19 protein-coding genes and 1 pseudogene are annotated in these 21150 nt (G+C 71.3%); 9 read left to right on the plus strand and 11 right to left on the minus strand.

The features are described from left to right. Positions 1–143 precede the first annotated feature (143 nt). From OG933_RS27145 to OG933_RS27155, 3 genes are read left to right on the plus strand one after another with little or no spacing between them, the layout of a single operon-like run. On the plus strand, positions 144–2279 hold the full coding sequence (locus tag OG933_RS27145) for a helix-turn-helix transcriptional regulator (protein WP_362522559.1): 2136 nt from the start codon (positions 144–146) through the stop codon (positions 2277–2279). Between the two features lie 3 nt (positions 2280–2282). After that, the gene (locus OG933_RS27150) at positions 2283–3278 is read left to right on the plus strand and encodes a hypothetical protein (protein ID WP_362522558.1); all 996 of its coding nucleotides are present in this window, start codon (positions 2283–2285) and stop codon (positions 3276–3278) included. Beyond that, on the plus strand, positions 3275–4168 hold the full coding sequence (locus OG933_RS27155) for a DUF6339 family protein (RefSeq protein ID WP_362522557.1): 894 nt from the start codon (positions 3275–3277) through the stop codon (positions 4166–4168). The genes OG933_RS27150 and OG933_RS27155 overlap by 4 nt, the downstream gene beginning before the upstream one ends. Before the next feature lie 10 nt (positions 4169–4178). Here the strand turns inward: OG933_RS27155 and OG933_RS27160 are convergent, their stop codons facing one another. From OG933_RS27160 to OG933_RS27180, 5 genes are all read right to left on the minus strand, one after another. Further along, positions 4179–5717, minus strand: coding sequence for a DNA cytosine methyltransferase (locus OG933_RS27160; RefSeq protein WP_362522556.1), 1539 nt, complete (start codon positions 5715–5717; stop codon positions 4179–4181). A gap of 55 nt (positions 5718–5772) precedes the next feature. Beyond that, a complete protein-coding gene (locus tag OG933_RS27165; protein ID WP_362522555.1) occupies positions 5773–6729 on the minus strand; it encodes a DNA cytosine methyltransferase in 957 nt (318 codons plus the stop codon). Positions 6730–6742: 13 nt separating this feature from the next. Then, complete coding sequence (locus tag OG933_RS27170; RefSeq protein WP_362522668.1) at positions 6743–7201, minus strand: very short patch repair endonuclease; 459 nt, start codon at positions 7199–7201, stop codon at positions 6743–6745. Between the two features lie 173 nt (positions 7202–7374). Next, positions 7375–8403 (minus strand): SEC-C domain-containing protein, encoded by a 1029-nt coding sequence (locus OG933_RS27175; protein WP_362522554.1) that lies wholly within the window; start codon positions 8401–8403, stop codon positions 7375–7377. Between the two features lie 294 nt (positions 8404–8697). Beyond that, positions 8698–10173, minus strand: coding sequence for a beta-1,6-galactanase (locus OG933_RS27180; protein WP_362522553.1), 1476 nt, complete (start codon positions 10171–10173; stop codon positions 8698–8700). A 276-nt stretch (positions 10174–10449) separates the two neighbouring features. Here OG933_RS27180 and OG933_RS27185 point away from each other — a divergent pair, with 276 nt between their 5' ends. Continuing rightward, on the plus strand, positions 10450–11289 hold the full coding sequence (locus OG933_RS27185) for a class E sortase (protein WP_405629260.1): 840 nt from the start codon (positions 10450–10452) through the stop codon (positions 11287–11289). Between the two features lie 93 nt (positions 11290–11382). Here OG933_RS27185 and OG933_RS27190 read toward each other — a convergent pair. The 4 genes and pseudogenes from OG933_RS27190 to OG933_RS27205 all read right to left on the minus strand — a co-directional run. Further along, a pseudogene (locus OG933_RS27190) lies at positions 11383–12222 on the minus strand (DUF817 domain-containing protein); the annotation flags it as partial. Positions 12223–12307: 85 nt separating this feature from the next. Further along, on the minus strand, positions 12308–12691 hold the full coding sequence (locus tag OG933_RS27195) for a GntR family transcriptional regulator (RefSeq protein WP_362522551.1): 384 nt from the start codon (positions 12689–12691) through the stop codon (positions 12308–12310). Further along, a complete protein-coding gene (locus tag OG933_RS27200) occupies positions 12684–13439 on the minus strand; it encodes a hypothetical protein (RefSeq protein WP_142264503.1) in 756 nt (251 codons plus the stop codon). Before OG933_RS27200 ends, OG933_RS27195 begins: the two co-directional genes overlap by 8 nt. Before the next feature lie 204 nt (positions 13440–13643). Next, on the minus strand, positions 13644–15161 hold the full coding sequence (locus OG933_RS27205) for an MFS transporter (protein WP_405629262.1): 1518 nt from the start codon (positions 15159–15161) through the stop codon (positions 13644–13646). A gap of 68 nt (positions 15162–15229) precedes the next feature. Between OG933_RS27205 and OG933_RS27210 the strand changes: the two genes are divergently transcribed. The 4 genes from OG933_RS27210 to OG933_RS27225 all read left to right on the plus strand — a co-directional run bounded on the left by OG933_RS27210 (position 15230) and on the right by OG933_RS27225 (position 17991). After that, positions 15230–15757 (plus strand): helix-turn-helix domain-containing protein, encoded by a 528-nt coding sequence (locus OG933_RS27210; protein WP_020132261.1) that lies wholly within the window; start codon positions 15230–15232, stop codon positions 15755–15757. Between the two features lie 134 nt (positions 15758–15891). After that, positions 15892–16203, plus strand: coding sequence for a DUF6412 domain-containing protein (locus OG933_RS27215; protein ID WP_020132262.1), 312 nt, complete (start codon positions 15892–15894; stop codon positions 16201–16203). A gap of 95 nt (positions 16204–16298) precedes the next feature. Continuing rightward, positions 16299–17000 carry a YidC/Oxa1 family membrane protein insertase gene (locus OG933_RS27220; protein WP_405629264.1) on the plus strand — a complete coding sequence of 234 codons (702 nt, stop codon included), beginning with the start codon at positions 16299–16301 and terminating at the stop codon, positions 16998–17000. A 133-nt stretch (positions 17001–17133) separates the two neighbouring features. Next, positions 17134–17991 (plus strand): fumarylacetoacetate hydrolase family protein, encoded by an 858-nt coding sequence (locus tag OG933_RS27225; protein ID WP_362522547.1) that lies wholly within the window; start codon positions 17134–17136, stop codon positions 17989–17991. A 145-nt stretch (positions 17992–18136) separates the two neighbouring features. On the opposite strand, the gene OG933_RS27230 is transcribed toward OG933_RS27225, so the two are convergent. Both OG933_RS27230 and OG933_RS27235 read right to left on the minus strand, forming a co-directional pair. Continuing rightward, positions 18137–18631, minus strand: a complete 495-nt coding sequence (locus OG933_RS27230; RefSeq protein ID WP_394640996.1) for a heme-degrading domain-containing protein — start codon at positions 18629–18631, stop codon at positions 18137–18139. A 14-nt stretch (positions 18632–18645) separates the two neighbouring features. Beyond that, complete coding sequence (locus tag OG933_RS27235; protein WP_362522546.1) at positions 18646–19791, minus strand: Gfo/Idh/MocA family oxidoreductase; 1146 nt, start codon at positions 19789–19791, stop codon at positions 18646–18648. A 56-nt stretch (positions 19792–19847) separates the two neighbouring features. On the opposite strand from OG933_RS27235, the gene OG933_RS27240 reads away from it, so the two are divergent. Then, positions 19848–21110 (plus strand): ROK family protein, encoded by a 1263-nt coding sequence (locus OG933_RS27240; protein ID WP_405629266.1) that lies wholly within the window; start codon positions 19848–19850, stop codon positions 21108–21110. Positions 21111–21150 lie beyond the last annotated feature (40 nt).

Raw genomic sequence — 21150 nt, forward strand, 5'->3', positions numbered from 1 at the left:
AGATTCCGATCAAATGGGACATCTGGATGTTCAGGAGTCCGAGTCAGCCTCGTCAAGCGTTTGTTGACGAGCGGATGCGTGTCAAATTAGCCTGTCCGGAGCCGTGGACACAACGGCGGAAGCACAAGGAGTTGGGGAGGCACATGGAGGCCGGCGAGGAGTTCGGGCCCTGGCTGGCCCGTCAGCTTGCGATCTCGAACATGAGCCAGACGGAGCTGGCGAGGGAACTGAATATGACCCGGGCTGCGGTCTCCGCCTGGGTCACCAAGCGTTCCGTGCCGCGTCCCTCCGTCATGGTGCAGATCGCCGAGGCACTCGGCACCGACCTCGGCACGGTCCACACGCGCACCGCTGACACCCAGGCCGGTCTACCCGTCACCTGGTACCACCGACCTGGCTACCGGGACGGCGGGCGCGACGGCGGAAACGCGGCGGCCTTCGCCTTCGACGCCGACGTTCAGGTGCTCGCGCGCGAGACCTGCCAGAACAGCCTCGACGAGCGGATCGTGAAGAACGGTCGCCCGGTACGCGTGCGATACACCATCCACGAACTCACCGGCGGGAAACTGGAGGCCTTCCGTGCTGCGCTCCTCTGGGACGAGCTCCAGCCCCACTATTCGGCCGTCTCCGAGTCGTCCGCAGATCAGAAGGTCGGCCGGGTCGTGGACGCCGGGGTGCGCGACATGTTCGAGAAGGGTCGTCTGATCCTTTTGCGGGTCGACGACTACAACGCCTCCGGCCTCACCGGGGACGACTACGACGACGGCAAGTTCGCGGCCGTCGTCCGCCGACAGCTCGAGAGCCTCAAGTCCGGTTCCGGAGCCGGTGGCTCGTACGGTCTCGGCAAGGCCACGCTCTGGGCGACCAGCGCGTTGGGCCTGGTGCTGATCAACTCCACCCTCTCCGTCCCGCACGAGGGACGCACCGAGCGTCGTGTCATCGGGCGGTTGGAACTGCCATGGCGTTCCGTCGGCGGCACGGCGTACGCAGGCCCCGCCTGGCTCGGACGTCCCGACCCCGAGACGCCCAACGCCGAGGTCGTACGGTCCTGGTGGGCCGACAAGGAGACGGTCGAACGCCTCCACCTCACCCGCGACAGCGACGAGCCCGGCACCTCCTTCCTCATCGTCGGCGCCCACGACGTGGCGAGCCTCGACCCGGCCAAGGACTCCTCCGCCGAGACCGAGGGCGACGACGATGGCACCCGTGACATCAAGAACATGCACAAACGCCTGGTCGAGGCGCTGGGTCGCGATTTCTGGGCGGCCATGACCGGAGGCGGCGCCCGGCTCCCGCTGCTGGAGACTTCGGTGCGCACCCTACGCAACGGCGAGGTCGTCGTGGAGGAGCAGCAGGTCGACCCCATGGAGGACGAGCCCTCCCGCACCCGGGCCCTACGAGCTTTCTACGAGGGCACGACCGTGGATCGGCTCACCGAGTCCGGTCAGGTTGCGCTCCGTACCGTCCCGTTCAAGCTTCCGCTGGCCGGTGGCCGGCACGGCACCCTCGGTGTCCACCAGGGCGTGCTCCTGGTGACGGAGGGCGAGGACAGGGACGGGACCTCGAACCAGGTCCACTCCCTGCGCGGCAACCGGATGACCATCAAGAAGTCGTCCGTCCACGGTCTGCCGTTGGGCGTCACGGCCTTCCAGGCGGTGCTGCTGGTGGGGCACGCGGCGGGGGATTCGGCGCCCTTCGCGGAGGAGGCCGAGGAGTTTCTGCGGGCCGCCGAGCCGCCCGAGCACGACCGATGGGGCCAAACCGAGGAGTTGACGCTCCGCTGGTCCCACAGCGCCCACCATCGGATCGCCCGGCTCACCACGGACGTCAACTCCGCGGTCAAGGAACTCGTCGTCCGTCCCAAGCGCCCCGGATCGCAGGAGAACACCAAGCTCCGCAAGAAACTCACCGTCCCGCGCAAGTCGACGCCGGTCAAGCGTCCCACGGGTTCGGGCCTGCCGGAACTCTCCGAACTGGACGCCACGATCGGGGAGAAGAGTGAGTGGCGCATCACCGCGGAGGTGAAACTGCCGCGCGCCGACGAACTGCCCGCCATGACCCCGATGGTCCTTCTCGACGTCCGCTCCGGTGGGCGGCCACGGCTCGACTGGGCCGAGCTCGTCGCGGTGGAGGGCTGCGAGGTCCGGGACGGCGTCCTCCACTTCACGCCTGGTGTCCGTCGGGCCGTCTTCAGCGGCGCCACCGATCCCACCAGTCATCCGGTACGCACCGAACTGACGCGACTCGTACTCGAACTCCGTGCCGGTTCAGGGGAGTGAGGCATGAAGTTCTATCCGTACAAGAGGCTCAACCGTCCCGTCACGCTGAGGGTGACCTCGGTCTCCCTGAAGCTGCCCGACGGTTCGCGTGACCGTCTGGACACCTCGTCCTTCTCGACCCCCAAGCGCACCGTCGCCCTGGGCGTCGCCCAGCACGAGGACTGGGTGACGGCCCGGATCGCCCTGTCCGCCACCCTGCCACCCGGGGCCACGGATGCCGACGCCCCGTGGAGCGAGGTGCGTGTGCTCGCGGTACTCACCGACGGTGACACCAACGTGCGTACCTCCGTGGACCTCACGCAGGACGGCCCGGACAGCAAGGAGTGGTCCGGGACGATCGACGTACGCCGTGACGACCACGCGGGCCGCGCCTCCCTCGCGGTCCACGCCGTGGCCACCGTCGATGACATCCCTGGCAGGGCGATCACCGAGACGGACGTCGACTGGAAGATCGACACCACGGCCGAGGAGCCGCTCGAAGGCCTGGCCCTGGACGTGAAACAGACGGGTTTCTCCAAGAGCGCCCGTGAATGGCTCCGCCCGTACGCCGACGTGCCCTGGATCGTCGACGCCTCAGGCCGGCTTCCCCTGGTGATGATCAACACCGACGTGGAGGGGTTCTCGGACCTTCTCGGCGGTGAAACCGGTGGGATGGAGAACAAGGTTCACGAGTTGTTGCTGTCCCAGATGGCCACGGACGTGTGGACGGCCGTCTTCCACAGCGCGATCGGCGATCTGGAGGTCGAACCCGACGGATCGCCGGTCTTCCCCACCGACTGGAGGGGAGAGGTGCTGCGGGACATGCTTCCCGACGTGGTACCCGGCTTCCGTCCCGAGGACGCCCTTCGCCAGGTCCAGCGCCGACGGACCGGGGACGCGGGATGGGTCGAACTCCAGACCCGCATCCACTACGCCGCCGTACGTCGAGCGGGAGCGCGCCAGTCGCTCACCAATATGCTGCGCGCGCTCCAACGGAACAACCGGGAGGACCTGCCGTGAACGACCGGTATCAGCACCTCGAACCGCAGCACATCCCCGAGCGGCTCGGTCTGCTCTCCGCCACGGCCGCCGACCCCTTCCTGACCGAGGATCTCCTTCGGGGGATCCAGGGGCATGGCGGGGTCGACCTGGCGAAGGTCGTCGAGCCGTTGTCCGAGGACGATCCCCGCTGGAAGGTGGAACCGCTGCGGGAGCTGATCGAGGACGCGCCTTACAAGGGCAGGGAGAACCGGACCGCGGCCGACGCATGGCTGGCTCCCCGACTTCATGCCGCGCTCCGTATCAATCGGCGGGAGGCAGCCGACCAGCGGATCTGGAATCACCTGGCGCTGGGCGTGGCCCCGGACTACGTGGCATGGCGGCACATGGGCGCACCCACGGCAAAGAGTCCCGAGCCTCGCATCAGCGCGGCCCGGTTCAAGGGCGTCGCCGATCGTCAGTGTTTCTCACGTCTGTGGTGGGCGGCCGAACTGTTCCGCAACGGTGCGGACTACTCGCCGGTGGAGGCCGCCTGCTCCAACCAGGACCTGATCCACACCGTCCTGCGCGTGTCCCTCATCGACCACCGGCCCACGGCTCAGGCGCTGGTCCGAGTCCTCCAGAAGGGGATCGCCACCACCGGCCGGGAGATCAACGGCCTGATGGCCGCGGTCAACACCGCCGGTGCCACCCTCGTCTACGACGCCATGGTCGAGGACGAGCCGCGAGACCCCGACGATCTGCGGCACTGGATCGCCGAGGCCGAGAACGCCCCGCCGGTGGACCGTCACGAACTGCCGATCGGCCCCGACGAGGAGCCCGTGCCCGAGGAGTCGATCGAGAGGCTGACCGCGTACTTCGCGGAGCTCTTCGAGACGGCCCCTGTCAGAGGACGGACGCTCCAGGTCTGATCGGGACGGGTCACCCACCGATGAGCGGGTGGCCCTCCAGGTCCGTCCGTCGGCGGACCGGCGTCGGTTCGGCCGGCGGACGCCAGTTCTCCAGGTCCGTCACGGCCCGCTCCAGCCGGGCGCGGGCCTCCTCGTCGCCCGAGGCCGGCTCCAGCACGTGTCGCAGCACGTGCAGCGCCAGCCTGGGTGGTACCGCGTTGCCGATCTGCTGGGACCGGTCCCGCCCCTGCCAGGGATAGGTGACCGGGAACGTCTGGAGCACCCCCGCCTCTGCCAGGTCGAAGCGGTCGAACTCGGCGAGGTCGGTGTCCGTGCCCTTGTGTACGAGCCGGTTCCGGGACACCTTGCCGGTGATCGTCGAGGACGGGACGTCGTGATCGCGGCGCCCGCGCGCGCCCGGGTCGCCCCCTGTGCCGTAGTTCGACACGACGGTGAAGGCCGGGCGGTCGGGAAGTTCCGGCGCGATGCCCCTGGCCTTCTTCAACGCCGTCTCCATGGACACCCAGGGGTCCTTGGCCGTACCGCCGGGGCCCTTGTCGTCGGCGTCCCAGAAGAGCGCGTCGCCACGGTCCGCACCTCGGGCGCCGGAGGGGACCCCGCCCGGCCGGTAGCGCTCGTGGGTCTCCACGACCTCCGGGACGTCGACCTCCCCGAGCCTCGCCATGAGCACCGCGCGCCTACGGGTCTGCGGGACCCCGAACGCCTCGGTGTGCATCATCTGGGTCCGGGCACGGTAGCCCAGGGTCGCGAGCACCTCGGCGTACCTTTCCCACACCGGCAGCACGGCCGGCACCTGCTCCAGCACGACGGCCTCGTAGGGATCGAGTCCCGGACGTCGGCTCCGTTCGATCACCCACCACAGGGGTTGCAGGACGAGCCCCGTGCGTTCGTCGCCCAACTCCTCGAGCCGAGCCCGACATTCGTCGAGAACCTCATCGAGGGAGGTGAGGCCGGCGAGGAGGTCCCGGAGGGCGGTGTCCTTCAGCGCGAGCCCTCGCGGCGCCTCCAGCGTCTTCAACGCGGCCTTGATCTCCCCGTCCGAGCAGTCGTGTCCGAGGAGGGACTCCCTGACAGCCTTGCGGGCGACCGAACGGGCGGCCTCCGCCGCCCGCTTCTCCGTCTTGACCACGTCGGCCTCGACCGCCTTGCGTCGAAGCTCCTCGGAGATCCCGCGCCAGACCCGGAAGATCTCCCGCCAGGGCGTCGTCTCCTCGCGCACCACGTCGTGCAATCGCCCTATGTACGCCAGCACCTCGTCGAGCGCCCTGCGCCCCGCGCCGTGCCCGGCGACCGTGAAGGTCTGGCAGGGCGGGCCGCCGGTCAGGACCTGGGCGCGCGGGAAGAGGGCGGCCCGGTAAGCACGCACGTCACCGGCGAACGTGTCCATCCCCGCCGCCGCACGCGTCTCGCAGGCGTTGTCGTCCCATTCGATGCCGGTGACCCGATGTCCCAGGACCTCCGCCGCCACATCCAGCCCTCCTGGGCCCGCGAACAGGTCCAGGATGCGGAAAACCGCAGGTGAGGATGGTGTATGCGTGACGTGGCTCATGTGCGAGAAGTGTAGCCGGCGATCGGGTGGTGTCACGACCGAGGGATCGGACCGATCAGGAGGACCTCAGCGCCGCCGCGATCGCCCCGCCGAGCGCCCTGCCGACCGGAGGTGGCGTGGCATGGCCGATCTGCCGGTACCGCGCCGTCTTCTGGCCGGTGATCCGCCACTCCGGGGGAAACGCCTGGACGATGGCCGCCTGGTCCACTGTGATCTTCGGCATCAGAGCCACGTCGTCCGAGCGTGGCCACACGTAGTCCGGCCCCGGCACCTCATCGGCGAACGCGTTCCCGTTGATCCCCATCCGTGCCCAGGCACGCTTCGTGCCGGTCGGGCCGACATCGGCACCGCCCCGGTTGTCCGAGCCGCCGACCAGCGTCGGCGCCACGGCGCCCGCCTGGTCCGCCCAGGCGTCGGCGTCCGCCCAGCCTCGCGCCGCCATGGACTTCCGCAGCGCCTCGCCGACCGGGACATGCGTTTCGACCGTCGGCCTCGGCGGGGTGAAGGCGTCGAACCAGGGCTCCTTGAGCGCCACCAGGACGCCCTGCTCCCGGTCCTGAGGCACGCCGAAGTCCGCTGCGTTCAGCACGAACCAGCGCAACCGGTAGCCAAGGTGTGCGAGTTCCTCCGAGACGAACCGGCGCACCTCCTCGTACGCGGGGGAGTGCACGAGCGCCGGCAGATTCTCCAGGAGCAGTGCGCGCGGCTGGATGCCGTGGACGAGGTACACCGCGGCCCGGAGGAGATGCAGCTCGGGCTCGCTGTCCGAACGTCCCACGGCGGCGGAGGACTTCACCCGCGGCAGACCGGCCGAGAGCAGGTCGACGTCCAGACTCTCCCGGTGTTCGTCCGGAACGAAGTCGATCAGATCCTCGTGGACGACGTTCCAGTGAGGTCGGTTGGCCAGGAGCGTCTCGCACGCCTGCTGCTTGTCGTCGAGGAGCAGTGCCGGCGTGAAGCCCGCGCTCTCCAGACCCGACGCCAACCCGCCCGCGCCGGAACAGACGTCCACGCAAGTCAGTCTTTCAGTCAACCGTCTTTCCCCCTCGGCTCGTTCGCCGATTATCCCCCTGTGCCTCCCGCCTGGGGATGGCACTTTCCCGCATCTCGCGTCTCTTGCGGTCGACCGTGACGCGCACCACGTCGACGGCCTCTTCCGGCGGTGTGTGCTCCCAGAACCTCAACACCGTCCACCCCTGGGCGGTGAGATGCTCGGTCGTCTCGCGGTCCCGTGCCATGTTCCGCTCCAGTTTGGTCCGCCACCACTCCGCGTTGGCCTTCGGCTGCGTGGCGTGCTGCGGACAGCCGTGCCAGAAGCAGCCGTCGATGAGGACCGCCACCTTCGCCCTGGGGAACGCCACGTCGATCCGTCGCCGTGGCATGCCGGGGACGGGGTACTCCACGCGGTACCGCATGCCGGTTGCGTGCAGGAGTCGTCGTACGGCCAGCTCGACACCGGTGTCCTTGCTCGCCTGCCTGCTCATGCGGGCCGAGACGCCGGGAGAGGAGGGCGTCAAGCTGTTCACTGTCGTCATGCCTCACGAATGCATGTGGTCACGGTTGTTGATCGCCATGGACAGGGACTCCCGACACCGGCTTGCCGCGTGTGCGCGCGTTACGGGCCGAGAGTCCCAGGAGCGCCGCCACGGCGCCGGTCTCAAGCCCTCGAAGTCCCGTGACACGCTTCATAACTGTTCCCCGACCCGCACCAACACCCAGCCCCCCGCTCCGGCGGCCACCCCGCTGCCCGGCCCCGGGCCGCCAGTGTCGTGGCGTACTGGGGGAGCAGGTCCGTGTCGGCCGGGGATGTGCCCTCCGAGGCTGCGAAGGCCTCGTAGGACGGGACTGTGCCGGTGACGATGCCGAGGTTGGCCGTGCCCGAGGCGGCCAGTTCGGTCAGGGACGCCTCTATGCCGGCCAGGTGCTCGCCGTGGGAGGGGTACTCCTCCGACAGGGACGGGTACGCGGCGATCAGCTCCGCCAGTTCGTCCGCCGGCCAGTGGAGGACGGCGACCGGGAACGGGCGGGACAGTTCCTCCCGGTACGCGCCCAGCTCCGCGCGGAGGCGGGAGATCTCCGCTTCCAGTTCCGCCGGGTTGTCCGAGCCCAGGGACCAGACGCGCTTGGGGTCGTGGAGCTCGTCCAGGGAGACGGGCAGCGAGTGGAGGGTGTCCGCCAGCAGGTCCCACTCGTCGTGCGCCGCGCCCAGCATCCGGCGTACCCGGTGGCGGCCGAAGAGCAGCGGGTGGGCGGCGTGCGGGGGTTCCGGCACGTCCGCCAGGAGCAGGGTCACCCCCTCCGTGAACGTCTTCTGCGCCGCCTCCAGCTCGTCGTGGGCTTCCAGCGACTCCGCGACGATCACCCAGGGGGCCGGGTCGCGGGGGGCCGCGGCCCGGATGCCGTCGATGATGGCCCGGGCCTCGGCCTCGTGGCCGTACTCCCACAGGTTGGCGGCCTTCAGGGCGCGGACCAGGTGGGGGGCTTCCAGGTTCTCCGGGCCCTCCGAGGAGGACAGGAGACGGTCGTACAAGGTCGTCGCGGCGGGGCGGTCGCCGGCCAGTTCCAGGTGGGCCGCGGCCTGCAGCAGCAGGGCTTCCGCGTCCTCGGGATACAGGCCGGCGGTCCGCTCCAGGCGTGCCGCTTCGGCGGTGTGGTCGACGTTCTCGGCAGGCGTGTCGGGGCGCATGGTTGACACCGTAGCGCCGCCCGGTGACGAAAGAGAGATATCTGCTGGCCAGAGGCGCAGATCAGCTCCCCGAGTCGGTCGGGAACCGCAGGGCGTTCGTTGTCGATCAGGCAGCGCCCTGCACAGCATCAGGCCGGGCCCGGCCCGGCCCGGCTGCACCAGGCCGTGCCCACAGCAGCACCGGGCCGTGCCCGGCTGCACCAAGCCGTGCCGGGCAGCGCCGGGCAGCACCAGGCAGTACCCGGCGGCGCCCGGCCCTGTCCGGCCGTGTCCGGTCGTCCCCGGTCCCCGTACCTAGATCGTCACCCCGTCCACCTGAAGCGTCTGCACCGCGCCCGCCGCGAACGGCACGCTGATCGTCTTGCCGCTCAGGTAGGTGTCCGAGCGGGCCGTGTAGAGGTCGCCCGAGCCGCTCGTCACGGTGTTCCAGCGGGGGACCAGGCCCGACGAGCCGCCCGTCACCGTCGTGAAGCGGGAGAGGTCGAAGGTCAGGGTCTGGGCGGAGGACGAGGTGTTCGCCGCGACGATCACCAGGCGCTTCGCCGTCTTGTCGATCGCCGCCGCCGCGTAGCTCACGCCCGTGTCGAGGATCGTCATGCCGGGGCGGATGTGCCGGCTGAACTGGGCCATCACGTAGTACTTCGTGGTGACCGCGCCCGCCGCCAGGGTGCTCGCGTCGTACGCGATCATCGCCCAGTTCGTCGACGGGTCCATGACCTGCCAGTAGACCCAGGCCGTCGGGTGCAGCCAGCGGAAGTCGTAGAGCAGGTTGCTCGCCATCGACAGGCCGGTGCCGTCGTTGTCGCCCGTTTCCGAGTTCCACAACGCCTTGCCGGCCGTGGTCACCACGTCGGTGTAGAGCAGGTCGCGGCGGCCGCCCGAGCCCTGGTAGCCGTGCACGTTGACCCGGTTCACGTACCCCTTCGTCGTCGACGAGAAGGAGTTCCACGTGGTGCGGGCGAGGTCGTAGCTCGTCTCGTCCGACGCCGAGATCTTCGTCGCGGTCAGGCCGCGCTTGTCCAACTCGCTGCGCATGTAGGGGAGTACGGCCGACTGGACGGTCGCGTCCATGTGGCAGCCCTCCTGCGTGCCGGTCGCGGTCCACCAGGACGACGACGGCTCGTTGAAGGGGTCGACCGTCGCGAAGTTCACGCCCCAGTTCGACTTCGCGTACAGCGCGACCGCCGCCAGGTGGGAGGCGTGCTGGCGGTAGTTCCAGGTCTGGAGGTTGTTGCCGCCGCCCGAGGCGCCGGAGGGGTTGTGGTTCGAGCACATCCACCACATGGGGGAGTTGGCGAAGAGCTCGGTCGTCGCGCCGCGCGACACCGCCTTCTGGAGCATCGCGCGCTGGGCCGCGTCCGCCGTCCAGTCCCAGGCCGAGGAGGTGGGGTCCTCGTTGTTCCAGTCCTGCCAGTAGCCCTCGATCTGCTTGAAACCGGGGATGTTGGCGGAGGCCACCATGCCGGCGCCGCTGACCGTGTTCCAGCTGCACGCGCCCAGGTTGTAGCGGGCGATGTTGAGGCCGAGACCGGGGAGGGTCTTGCCGTTGTAGGACACCGACTTGGTGGTGAAGAAGATGTCGGCGAAGTCGTCCCGGGCGCCGAAGACGTTCGCCCACCAGGCGAGGGAGGTTCCCCAGCCCTCCCAGGTTCCGTACGTCGTCGACGGGTTGACGGAAATCGTCGCGTCGGCGTGGGCGGTGCCCGTCGCGAGGGCGCTCCCGAAGAGCGCGCCGCCCGTGGCCGCCAGCAGTGTCCTGCGTCGGATCATGACTTCTCCGCTTCGATCACGTGGAGCAATCGGCTCGTTCCGATCGACTCCCGGGTGTCCCTGCCGGCGGCGATCGGGTGCGTGAGGCACTGGAGGCTCAGTGCGTCACGAAGCATCGGGCGCGGTCCGTGGTGTTGTCGAGAGTTATGACAGCCCTTTCTCAAACCTGTGGAGAAAGGGCGGGCAAGGGGTTCGAGGGGACGAACGGGTGGGGTGGGAACGGGCCGTGTATGTACGGGTCTGGAGACCTTGTCCCCCTCCCCCTATGGTGCCCGCGTGCGGATTCCCCTCGGAGAGCGGAGTTCCTTCGTGCAGCGGATCCCCCTTGTGCAGCACAGCACCCGGCGGCGGCGCGCCCGCTACCGGCGGGTGCTCTGGAGCGGTGCCGAAGTCCTCGTCACCGCCGGGGTGTTGGTGCTGCTCCTCGTCGCGCATCAGCTGTGGTGGACCAACCGGGAGGCCAAGGACGGCGCCGAGCGGAGGGTGGAGGCGCTGGAGCGGGAGTGGGGGGCCGTCACGGGTACCGGTGACCCCGGCGGTACCGGCGGCGGCGAACCGGGGACCGGCACCGCCACCGGCGACGCGGCCGGGGGTGCGTCCTCGGCATCCGGCGGCGGCACCGGGCAGGGCGGGACGAACGCGTCGTCCGTCGAGCCGCGCTCCTCCCAGGCCTACGCCGTGCTCCGCATCCCGCGGCTCGGTCTCCGCGTCCCCGTCGCCGAGGGCACCAGCAAGCAGAACGTGCTCAACAAGGGGTACGCCGGCCACTACGCCGGCACCGAACAGCCGGGTCAGGAAGGCAACTTCGCGGCCGCCGGGCACCGCAACACCCACGGCGAACCCTTCCGGTATCTCAACCGCCTCAGGAAGGGCGACACGGTGGAGGTGGCGACCCGGAACGCGACCTACACCTACCTCGTCGACAAGATCCTGCCGCAGACCTCACCCCGTGACTCGGGCGTCATCCGGCCCGTGCCCCGTTCCCTCACCGAGCCCGCCTACGGCTACGACGCCCCCGGCCGCTACCTCACCCTCACCACCTGCACGCCCGAGTACACCTCCCGGTACCGCCTGGTCGTCTGGGGCAGGCTCGTCGCGACCCTGCCCCGGGACTAGCGCGCCGTCGCGCCGCCCGGTCCCGCAGATGACGAAGGTGACGCTGATCAGCAGGGCCCAGGAGACCCACTTGGACGCGGACACGGGTTCCCAGCCGTGGAGCTGGTACGGGTATCGCCAGGCCCCGAGGTACGTGGCGATGTTCTCCGCCAGCCAGAGGAAGAAGCCGATCAGCGCGAAGGCCAACGCGAGGGGCATCCGGTGCCGGCGCTCGACGACCGTGTAGTGCACCCAGGTTCCCGTGGTCGCGGCCAGCAGCAGGGTGCCGAGGGGCAGCCGCAGGTCAGGCAGCCAGTGATGGGTCAGGAAGTTGAGGTACAGCAACACGGCCAGCGCGGCGGTGGCGCGGGCGCGGTAGCCGGTGACGGCCAGGTCGAGCAGCCGCCGGGCCCGGCAGACATAGCTGCCGACGGCCGCGTACATGAAGCCTCCGTACAGCGGCACCCCGGCGATCTTCGCCAGTCCCGGCTCGGGGTAACTCCACGACCCGACCCGCACCTTGACCATCTCGAAGGCGAGCCCCAGCACATGGCAGGCGGCGACCACCGCGACCTCCCGCCGGGTCTCCCAGCCGAGCAGGAAACCGACGGCGGTCAGCAGCACACCGTAGGCGAGCAGCAGGTCGTAGCGGGTCACCGGCAGGGACGGGAGCAGTGTCGAGACGGCCATGCCGCCGAGCAGCGCGACCGCGAACGCGCAGCAGTGCGCCTGGAGCCGGCCGAAGCTCACCAACTGCCGGGCCCACGTTTCTGCACGCTGCCTGATCCCGTGCGCGGTCGTCGCGCCCGTGGCTGTTCCGGGCGTGGCCGCCGCGTCTGGGGCTGCTCCGTCTGCTGCGGGTGCCGCGCCCGTGGTCGCTCCGCCCGTGGTCGCTCCGTGCGTGGTCGCTCCGTGCGTGGTCGCTCCGTGCGTGGTCGTCCTGTGCATGGTCATGTAGAGCGGTGTGGCGGGGGCGGCGGTTGCGCAACGCGTCGCGGGTCTCCGCCCGCGGCATCGCGGCCCCGGTTGCCGCCCCCGCCTACGACCCTTCCTCCAGAGCCTCTCGTACGGCGGTCAGGACGGCCTCGGTGTCCGCGCCGAGGGCACGGGCGGAGGAGGTGAAGTCGCGGGCCAGAGTGGCGAGTTGGTCCGGGTCGGGACGGGCCGGCTCGGACGGGGGCGCCGCCACCCGGGTGCCCGCGCCCCGACGGGTGCGGATCAGCTCGGCGGTCTCCAGCTCGCGGTAGGCGCGGGCCACGGTTCCCGGTGCCAGACCCAGGTCGGAGGCCAGCTGGCGCACGGTCGGCAGCCGTTCGCCCTCCGTCAGCCGGCCGGTGACGATCAGGGCGGCGAGCTGGGCGCGGATCTGCTCGAACGGCGGCACCTGGCTCGTGGTGTCGACGCGGACCGCGGGTTCACTCATCGCCGACGGCCCGGGGGATCACGATGGTGAACAGGCACCAGCCCAGCGAGAACAGGCTGAGCAGGCCCAGGGGGTAGATCACCAGGGCGGTGACGTTTCCCAGCATGCCGGCGCAGGTCGTGCGGGACAGCACCCTGCCGATCATGCCGAGGACGAGCAGCAGCTGGCTGGAGACCAGCAGTCCCCAGGCCGCGGTGATCGCCCACGAGCGGTCGTGGCGCTGCTGGTTCTCGCCCGGGCGGTGGGCGATGCGGCGCAGGGCCCACACGCAGGCGGCGGTGCCGAGGGCGAGGGAGGCGAGGATCGGGGTGGCGTAGAAGATGCCGGGCCAGGGGCCGAGGGGTCTGGTCACGCCCCGGCACGTCACGGTGACGGCCCGGCCCGCCCGGCCCATGGTGTCGGGAGAGGCCGCGGCGGCCCCGATCGCCAGGAGGACGACGAGGCACGCCGTCTGGAAGAGCAGCAGGGGAGCCATCCGGGGCGGTACGTGGTCGCGGACCCGGCGCGGGGCGAGGCTGGCGGTGCGGACCGCTTCGAGGGGGGCGGGGGTGAGGGAGTCGCCGAGCAGCACGCCACCGACCGCGCACAGTCCGAACGCGGTGACCGCGCTGAGGAAGGTCATGGCACCGTCGTCGCTGTCCCGTACCGCCAGTTGCTGTGCGACGACGGCACCGAGGGTCAGCCCGGCCCAGCGGGCGCAGAGGTCGGCACGGGCGAGCAGTCGCTCAGGTGGAACGGTGTCCAGCATGTCGGGTCCCCCGGTGAGTACTTGTATCAAGTGGTGAGTACAAGATGCCGGGAGCCGGATCTTGTGTCAATCAGTTGATACAAGTAGCGCCGAGGGTGACCTGTGACCTGTGACCCGTGACCCGTGACCCGTGACCTGTGACAGGTGACAGGTGACAGGTGACAGGTGACAGGTCCGTCAGTTCTGCCCGTTCCGCGGGATCCGTCAGTTCCGCCCCCGGGAGGCCGAACCCGACGTGGCCAGGCCCCTCGCCCCGGCCGCCGCGCGCGCCATGCCCAGGGCCCCCAGCACGCCCACGGCCCCGAGGATCGCCAGTCCCGCCGACACCGTCATCGCCACGTCCGTCCCGTGGGCGAGCCCGCCGCCCGTTCCGGTGGCGATGGCGATGGTCAGGGCCACGCCGGCGCACGAGCCGACGTAGCGCAGTGTCTGCTGCGCGCCCGATCCCATCGCCGCGCGCGCCGCCGGTACCGACTCGACCGCCAGCAGGGGCAGCGCCGCGTTCAGGAGGCCGCTGCCGATACCGGCGAGGACGAGACCCGGCAGCATCCGGTGCCAGGAGCCCGCGTGCACCGCGCCGAGCATGGTCAGGACACCCGCCGCGTGCAGGGCGAAGCCGAGGGCGAGCTGGACCCGGGTCGGGACGCGGCCGGCCAGCCGGCGGGCCTGGAGGGCGACCACGAAGGACAGGCCGGACCAGAGGAGGAACAGCCAGGCGGTGGCCATCGGGGACATGCCCAGCGACTTCTGGAGCACCGTCGGCAGGAAGCTGAACAGGCCGATCACCGCGAGGCCGGTCACCAGTCCGCCGGTGGAGGAGGCCAGGAAGGCCGGTTTGCGGAGCAGGGAGAGGTCGATCATCGGGGTGGTCACCCTGCGTTCGATGACCACGAAGAGCCCCAGCAGGGCCACCGACGCCAGGAGCAGCAGTCCCACCGGCGCCCGCAGCCAGCCGTCGCGGCCCAGCGTCAGGGCCGCGATCAGGGCGACGGTCGCCGCGCCGAAGGCCGCCGCGCCGGGCAGGTCCGGACGGCCGCCGCGCGGTGAGCGGGACTCCGTCAGTACGCGCGGCGCGACGGCGGCGACCAGCAGGGTCGCGGCGCCGAGCAGGACGTAGACCAGGCGCCAGCCGGGCAGCGCACCGCTGAGCACCGGGCTCGCGGCGATGCCCGCGCTGACGAACGCGCCCCACACCCCGGTGGCGTGCAGCCGGCCGCGCGGCGTGGGGAAGGCGTGCACCAGCAGGCCCAGGCTGCTCGCCAGCAGTGCCGCGCTGGCCGCGCCCTGCGCGACCCGGGCCAGGGTGAACTGCCAGGTCGTCGTCGCCAGTGCGCCGAGCAGGGTGGTGAGGGCGAGGGCCAGGGTGCCCGATACGAAGAGCCGGCGGCGGCCGTGGTCGTCGGCCAGGCTGCCGGCCACCAGCAGCACCGCGGCCAGACCGAGCGGGGTGCCGTTGAGCAGCCAGGCCTGGGCGGAGGGCGCCGTGTGGAGCGCGGCGGCGGTGTCCACGAGCGTGACCGCCGGCGCGGTGTATGTCATCAGGGCGAGGGCGGTGGCCGCGCTGGTCACGGCCAGGGTGGCGCGGGCGCGGACCGGCGCCACCGGCTCGGCCACCGGCTCCGCGGTGCGGACGGAGGCGGGAGCGGGAGCCGTGGAGGGGACGGAGGCGGGGGCAGAGGCGGGCTCGGCCCGCGCTTCAGTTCGTTCAATGAACCTACTCATGCCTCCGTACGCTAGCACCCTAGGTTCGGTCATTGAACCAACCGGGGTAAATGGCTACAGTGGGCGTTATGGCACTCGGCAAGGACTACGCGACACAGGAGTGCTCGATCGCTCGGGCGCTGGAGGTCGTCGGCGAGCGCTGGACGCTCCTCGTCGTCCGCGACGCGCTCTACGGAGTCCGGCGCTACAACGACTTCCTCGTCCACCTCGGCATCCCGCGCGCCGTCCTGGCCGCCCGCCTCCAGGCGCTGACCGCCGAAGGCATCCTCGAGAAGCGCCGCTACCAGGAGTCCCCGCCGCGTGACGAGTACGTCGTCACCGACCGCGCCATCGCCCTGTGGCCGACACTGCGTTCGCTCGGCCGCTGGGGCCGCGAGCACTTCGGCGAGGCCCAGCTGCGGATCTTCCGGCACGCGGACTGCGGTACCGAACTCGGCCCGTACGGCGAATGTCCCACCTGCGGAACTGTCGTACCGGTCCCGGACGTCCTCATGGTGCCGGGGCCGGGGCTCGACCCCGATCCGGCGGATCCGGTCAGCCGGGCGCTGCTGAAGCCGAAAAGGCTGCTGGAGCCGATCGAGGCCGGTCAGGTATAACCGACATCAGACACACAGACAGAGACCAGAGCCCAAGAGTGCCGTAGAGCCTCGTAGAGCGCCAAAGGGCGCCCAAGGGCACCGAAGAGCGCCGGACAGCGCCGGACAGCGCCGGGGAGAGGAGGGGGAAGAGAGTGATCCGTAGTCGGTTCGTCCCGCGTCCCGCCCTCGTCCTGTTCCTCCTCTTCCTGGACGTCGTGCTCCTCGACGCCGGCAGCCTCTCCGCCGCCGTCGCGCTCGCCGCGACCGCCGCGGCCGGCTCCGCCCTGGCCGTCTGCACCCTCGTCGCCGCGCGCAGCGCTCCCGCCGTCCCGCCCACCCGGGTGCGTACGGCCATCAGGGACCGGGCCCGCCGTACGGCCTTCCTGCCGCAACGCGACCCCGACGCCTCCGGCCGCCGCCGCCCCAGGGCACCCGGCCACGCCCTCCCGACGACCGTCGCGTAGGGCCGCTCTCCACCTTTCACGTGGGTGACCCGCGCGGGTCGTCATGCCGTCATCCCGTTTCCCGGCACGACGAGACCCCCGGAGGGCTCCCACTCATGTCCCTTTTCGCCAGCCTGGTCGAGCGGCTCGCCGACCTGCTCGACCCCCTGTTCGGCGCCACCGCGGCGGCCGCCGCGATCGTCCTGTTCACCGCACTCGTACGACTCCTCGTGCACCCCTTGTCCCGCGCGGCCGCCCGCGGCCAGAAGGCCCGTACGGCGTTGCAGCCGAGGATCGCCGAACTGCGCAGGAAGCACGCCAAGAACCCCGAGAAACTCCAGCGGGCGGTGCTGAAACTGCACACCGAGGAGAAGGTGTCGCCGCTGTCCGGACTGCTGCCCAGCCTCTGCCAGATACCGGCCTTCTTCCTGCTCTACCACCTCTTCTCCAGCTCCTCGATCGGCGGCGAGGACAACGGCCTGCTCGGTCATCAGCTGTTCGCCGCGCCCCTCGGCGACCGCTGGGCGGACGCGCTGGCAGGCGGCGGGGTGTTCGGCGCGGCCGGACTGGTCTACCTCGGGCTGTTCGCCGTCGTCGCGGCCGTCGCCTCCTTCAACTTCGTCCGGGCGAAGCGGGTGCCGCTGCCCCAGGTCGGCGGCGGTGAGGAGCTGCCCGGGGTCGGCACGATCGCCAAGGTCATGCCGTTCCTGTCCTTCTTCACCCTGGTCACCGTGGCCGTCGTACCGCTGGCCGCCGCGCTGTACGTGATCACGAGCACGACGTGGAGCGCGCTCGAGCGGGCGGTTCTGTACAGGTGAGGGTCCTGAGCGGGTGACGGTCCAGTCCGTGAACGGGGGCTTGCGGACCGAATCGCGAGCTTGGAGGATCGACCAGTCCTCCGATGGCTGCACCCATCGGACGGGTGCCCCGCGATCGAGGGAGATAGTGACCATGAAGCTGCTGCGAGTCGGTACGGCGGGAACGGAGCGGCCCGCGCTGCTCGACCCGGAGGGGGCCCTGCGGGACCTCTCCGGGGTCGTCCCGGACATCGACGGGGCGCTGCTCGCCGACGACGAGGCGCTCGGCCGGGTCCGGGAGGCCGCCGAGTCCGGGGAGCTGCCGGTGCTGGACGCGACCGGGCTGCGGATCGGGCCGCCGCTGGCCCGGATCGGCAAGATCGTGTGCATCGGGCTGAACTACCACGACCACGCCCGGGAGATCGGGGTCGAGCCGCCCGCCGAGCCCGTCGTCTTCTTCAAGGCGGCGGACACGGTCGTGGGGCCCTACGACACCGTCCTCGTGCCGCGCCGGTCCCTCAAGACCGACTGGGAGGTGGAGCTGGCGGTCGTCATCGGCCGCACGGCCCGCTACCTGGAGTCGGCGCAGGACGGGCTCGCGCATGTCGCGGGATACGCCGTCGCGCACGACGTGTCGGAGCGGGAGTTCCAGATCGAGCGGGGCGGGACCTGGGACAAGGGGAAGAACTGCGAGACGTTCAATCCGCTGGGCCCGTGGCTGGTGACGGCCGACGAGGTCGCCGACCCGCAGGACCTCTCCCTGAAGCTCTGGGTCAACGGGGAGTTGAAGCAGGACGGGACCACGGGTGAGCAGATCTTCCCGGTGGGGGAGGTCGTCCGGTACGTCAGCCAGTTCATGACGCTGTACCCGGGGGACGTCATCAACACCGGGACGCCCGCCGGGGTCGCCCTGGGCGAGCCGGAGCCCAAGCCGTACCTGCGGGCCGGGGACGTGGTGGAACTGGAGATCGCCGGGCTCGGACGCCAGCGCCAGGAGTTCAAGGACGCGTAAGCGCTCCCGCTGGGGCGCGGGGAACTGGGGTCGGTTGTCGGCTGCGGGCCGGTCCGTGGCTGGTCGCGCAGTTCCCCGCGCCCGTTCGGTCTCAGTTCCCCGCGCGCCTTCGGGCGCGGTTCACCCGCGCCCCTTCGGGCGGGGTTCAGCCCAGGTACTTCTCCAGGAACTGTTCCAGCACCTCGACCACGAACCGGTGGTCCTCCAGCTGGGGCAGGCCCGACACCGTCACGGCGCCGATGATGCCGACGCCCTCCACGTTGACGGGGAAGGAGCCGCCGTGCGCCGCGTACTCGTCGGGGTCGAGGCGGGAGGAGTCCTCGAACGTCGTGCCCTTGGCGCGGAAGCGGGAGCCCACCAGGTAGGAGGAGGCGCCGAAGCGTTCCACCACCCGGCGCTTGCGGGCGATCCAGGCGTCGTTGTCGGGCGTCGAACCGGGCAGGGCCGCGTGGAAGAGCTGCTGGCCGGCCCGGTGGATGTCGACGGCGACCGGCGCCTGGCGCTCGCGGGCCAGCTCCACCAGCAGTGAGCCGAGCTCCCACGCGTCGTCGTTCGTGAACTGGCGGAAGATCAGCCGGCGTTCCTGGGCCTGGAGCTCCTCCAGGGTCGGGGTGATCTCCGGGGTGAACTTCGGGGTCATCTGGTGGGTTCCCATTACAGCGTCACCGCCACCTTGTCTCGTGCCGAACGGCGGGCCGCCTCCAGTACGTCCAGGGCGGCGGCCGCCTCGGCGGCGGTCACCGGATTGGGTCCGCCGTCGATCAGTGCCCTGGCCACCGCAGCGTAGTAGGCCGGGTAGTCGCCGGGGAGGGTCTGTTCGGGTCGTCCGCCGCCGGTCAGCGGGGACTCCCCGGCGCCGACGCGGCCCCACAGCTCCGCCGGCTCGGTGCCCCAGCCGGGGGTGCCGTCCGGCCGCGCGCCCTCCCGCAGGGCCGCCTCCTGCGGATCCAGGCCGTACTTCACATAGCCCGCCTTCGAGCCCAGCGCCCGGAAACGCGGGCCGAGCTGGGACGTCGTCGCCGAGGCGTAGAGGTGGGAGCGGACGCCGCTCGCGTGCGTCAGGGCGATGAAGGTGTCGTCGTCGGTCTCCGCGCCGGGCCGGCGGACGTCCGCCTCGGCGTAGACGGAGACCACCGGGCCGAACAGCACCAGCGCCTGATCGACGAGGTGACTGCCGAGGTCGTAGAGGAGACCTCCGATCTCTGCGGGGTCGCCGGACTCCCGCCAGCCGCCCTTCGGCAGCGGCCGCCACCGCTCGAAGCGGGACTCGAAGCGCCATACGTCGCCCAGTTCGCCTTCGGCGAGCAGCTTGCGGAGGGTCAGGAAGTCGTTGTCCCAGCGGCGGTTCTGGAAGACGGAGAGCAGCAGGCCGCGCTCCTCGGCGAGGGCGGCCAGCTCGCGCGCCTCGGCCGCGGTACCGGCGACCGGCTTGTCGACGACGACCGGCAGCCCGGCCTTCAGCGCGGCGGTCGCGAGCGGGACGTGCGTCTTGTTCGGGGACGCGATGACGACCAGGTCCAGCTCGTCGGCCCGGGCGAGGAGGTCGTCGGGGGTGGCGGCGACGCGTACGTCCGGGAACTCGGCGCGGGCCTGTTCCTGCCGCTCGGGGTTCGAGGTGACCACCGTGTCGAGGGCGAGGCCCTCGGTCGCGGCGATCAGCGGGGCGTGGAACACGGAGCCCGCGAGGCCGTAGCCGATCAGGCCCACGCGGAGCGGGGCGACGGCCGGGTGGGTGCCGGATCCGGTGCCGGTGTCGAGGCCTGTTTCGGAGCCGGTGTCGTCAGTCGTGCGTCCATTCATGCCAACCACTTTGGCAACGCTGTTGCCAAAGTGCAAGCGCGAGGGACAATGGCAGGGTGAAGAGGACGAACGACGGAGGCGACACGGACCGCCCGCCGGAGTCCGGGGCGGAGCCCGCGACGGGGTCCGGCGCGGGGTCCGCATGGGGACTCCCGCCGGACCATGAGCCGGGTCCGGAAACCGACCGCGCGCCGGAGCGTCCGGCGGATGCCGTGACGCGCCGGGCCGCGGGCGTGAACCTGCTGGCCCTGCGCAGCCACAACGCCGCGCTCGTGCTCGACCTGCTGCGCACAGCCGGGCCCGAGGGCATCAGCCGGCTGGAGCTCGCCGAACGCGCCGGTCTCACCCCACAGGCGGTCAGCAAGATCACCGCCCGGCTGCGGGAGGAGGGACTGGCGACGGACGCCGGCCGGCGCGCGTCCACCGGCGGCAAGCCGCGCACGGTCCTGCGGCTGGTCCCCGAGGCCGGTCACGCGGTCGGCGTCCACCTCGACCGGGACGAACTGAGGGTGGTGCTGGTCGACCTCGACGGACGAGTGGTGGGCGAGCGGCGCGCCCCGCTGTCCCTGGGCGCGGGGGCGGAGGCGGTCCTGGAAGCGCTGCTCGGCGAGGTGACGGAGGTCCTGTCGGAGGCCCTCGGGAGCGGCGCCCTCTCGGCTCCGCTCGGCGTCGGGGTGGCGCTCCCGGGTCCGCTCGATCATACGCGCGGGGTGCTGCACCGGGTCACGGGCTTTCCCGAGTGGGACGGTTTCCCGTTGCGGGACGTGCTGGCGGCCCGGCTCGGCGTGCCGGTGGTGGTCGACAAGGACACCAACGCCGCCGCGCTCGGCCTCGCCGTCGGCGGCGAACGCGGCTCCTTCGCCTGTCTGTACCTCGGGACGGGCCTCGGCGCCGGTCTGGTGATCGGCGGGACCGTGCACCGGGGGGCGCGCACCGGCGCGGGGGAGTTCGGACACCAGGTCATCCAGCTGGACGGGCCGCCCTGCCCCTGCGGCAACCGGGGCTGCGTCGAGGCGCTGTGCCTCGCGGCCATCGGCCGGGGGGACCTGGCCGAGGCGGCGCGGGTGCTCGGCGAGGGCGCCGCGAACCTGGCCGGCCTGCTCGACATCGACGCCGTCCTGCTCGGCGGGCGCACCATCATGGCCGCACCGGAGCCCTTCGTCCGGGGGGTCGCCGTCGTCCTCGACGCCCATGCGCGCCGCGAGGGCTCACGCGAGGGCGCCGTACCGGTACGCCTCGCTCCCGGCGGACCCCGAGCCGTCGCGGAGGGCGCGGCACAGCTGCTGCTGGGTCCGGTGTTCGGACGGCGGGACGGCTGAGCTGACCGATCGGAGCCGCCTCCGCCGAATGAGGGGATTC

Source organism: Streptomyces sp. NBC_00016, from assembly GCF_045040885.1.
GTDB lineage: Bacteria > Actinomycetota > Actinomycetes > Streptomycetales > Streptomycetaceae > Streptomyces > Streptomyces coriariae.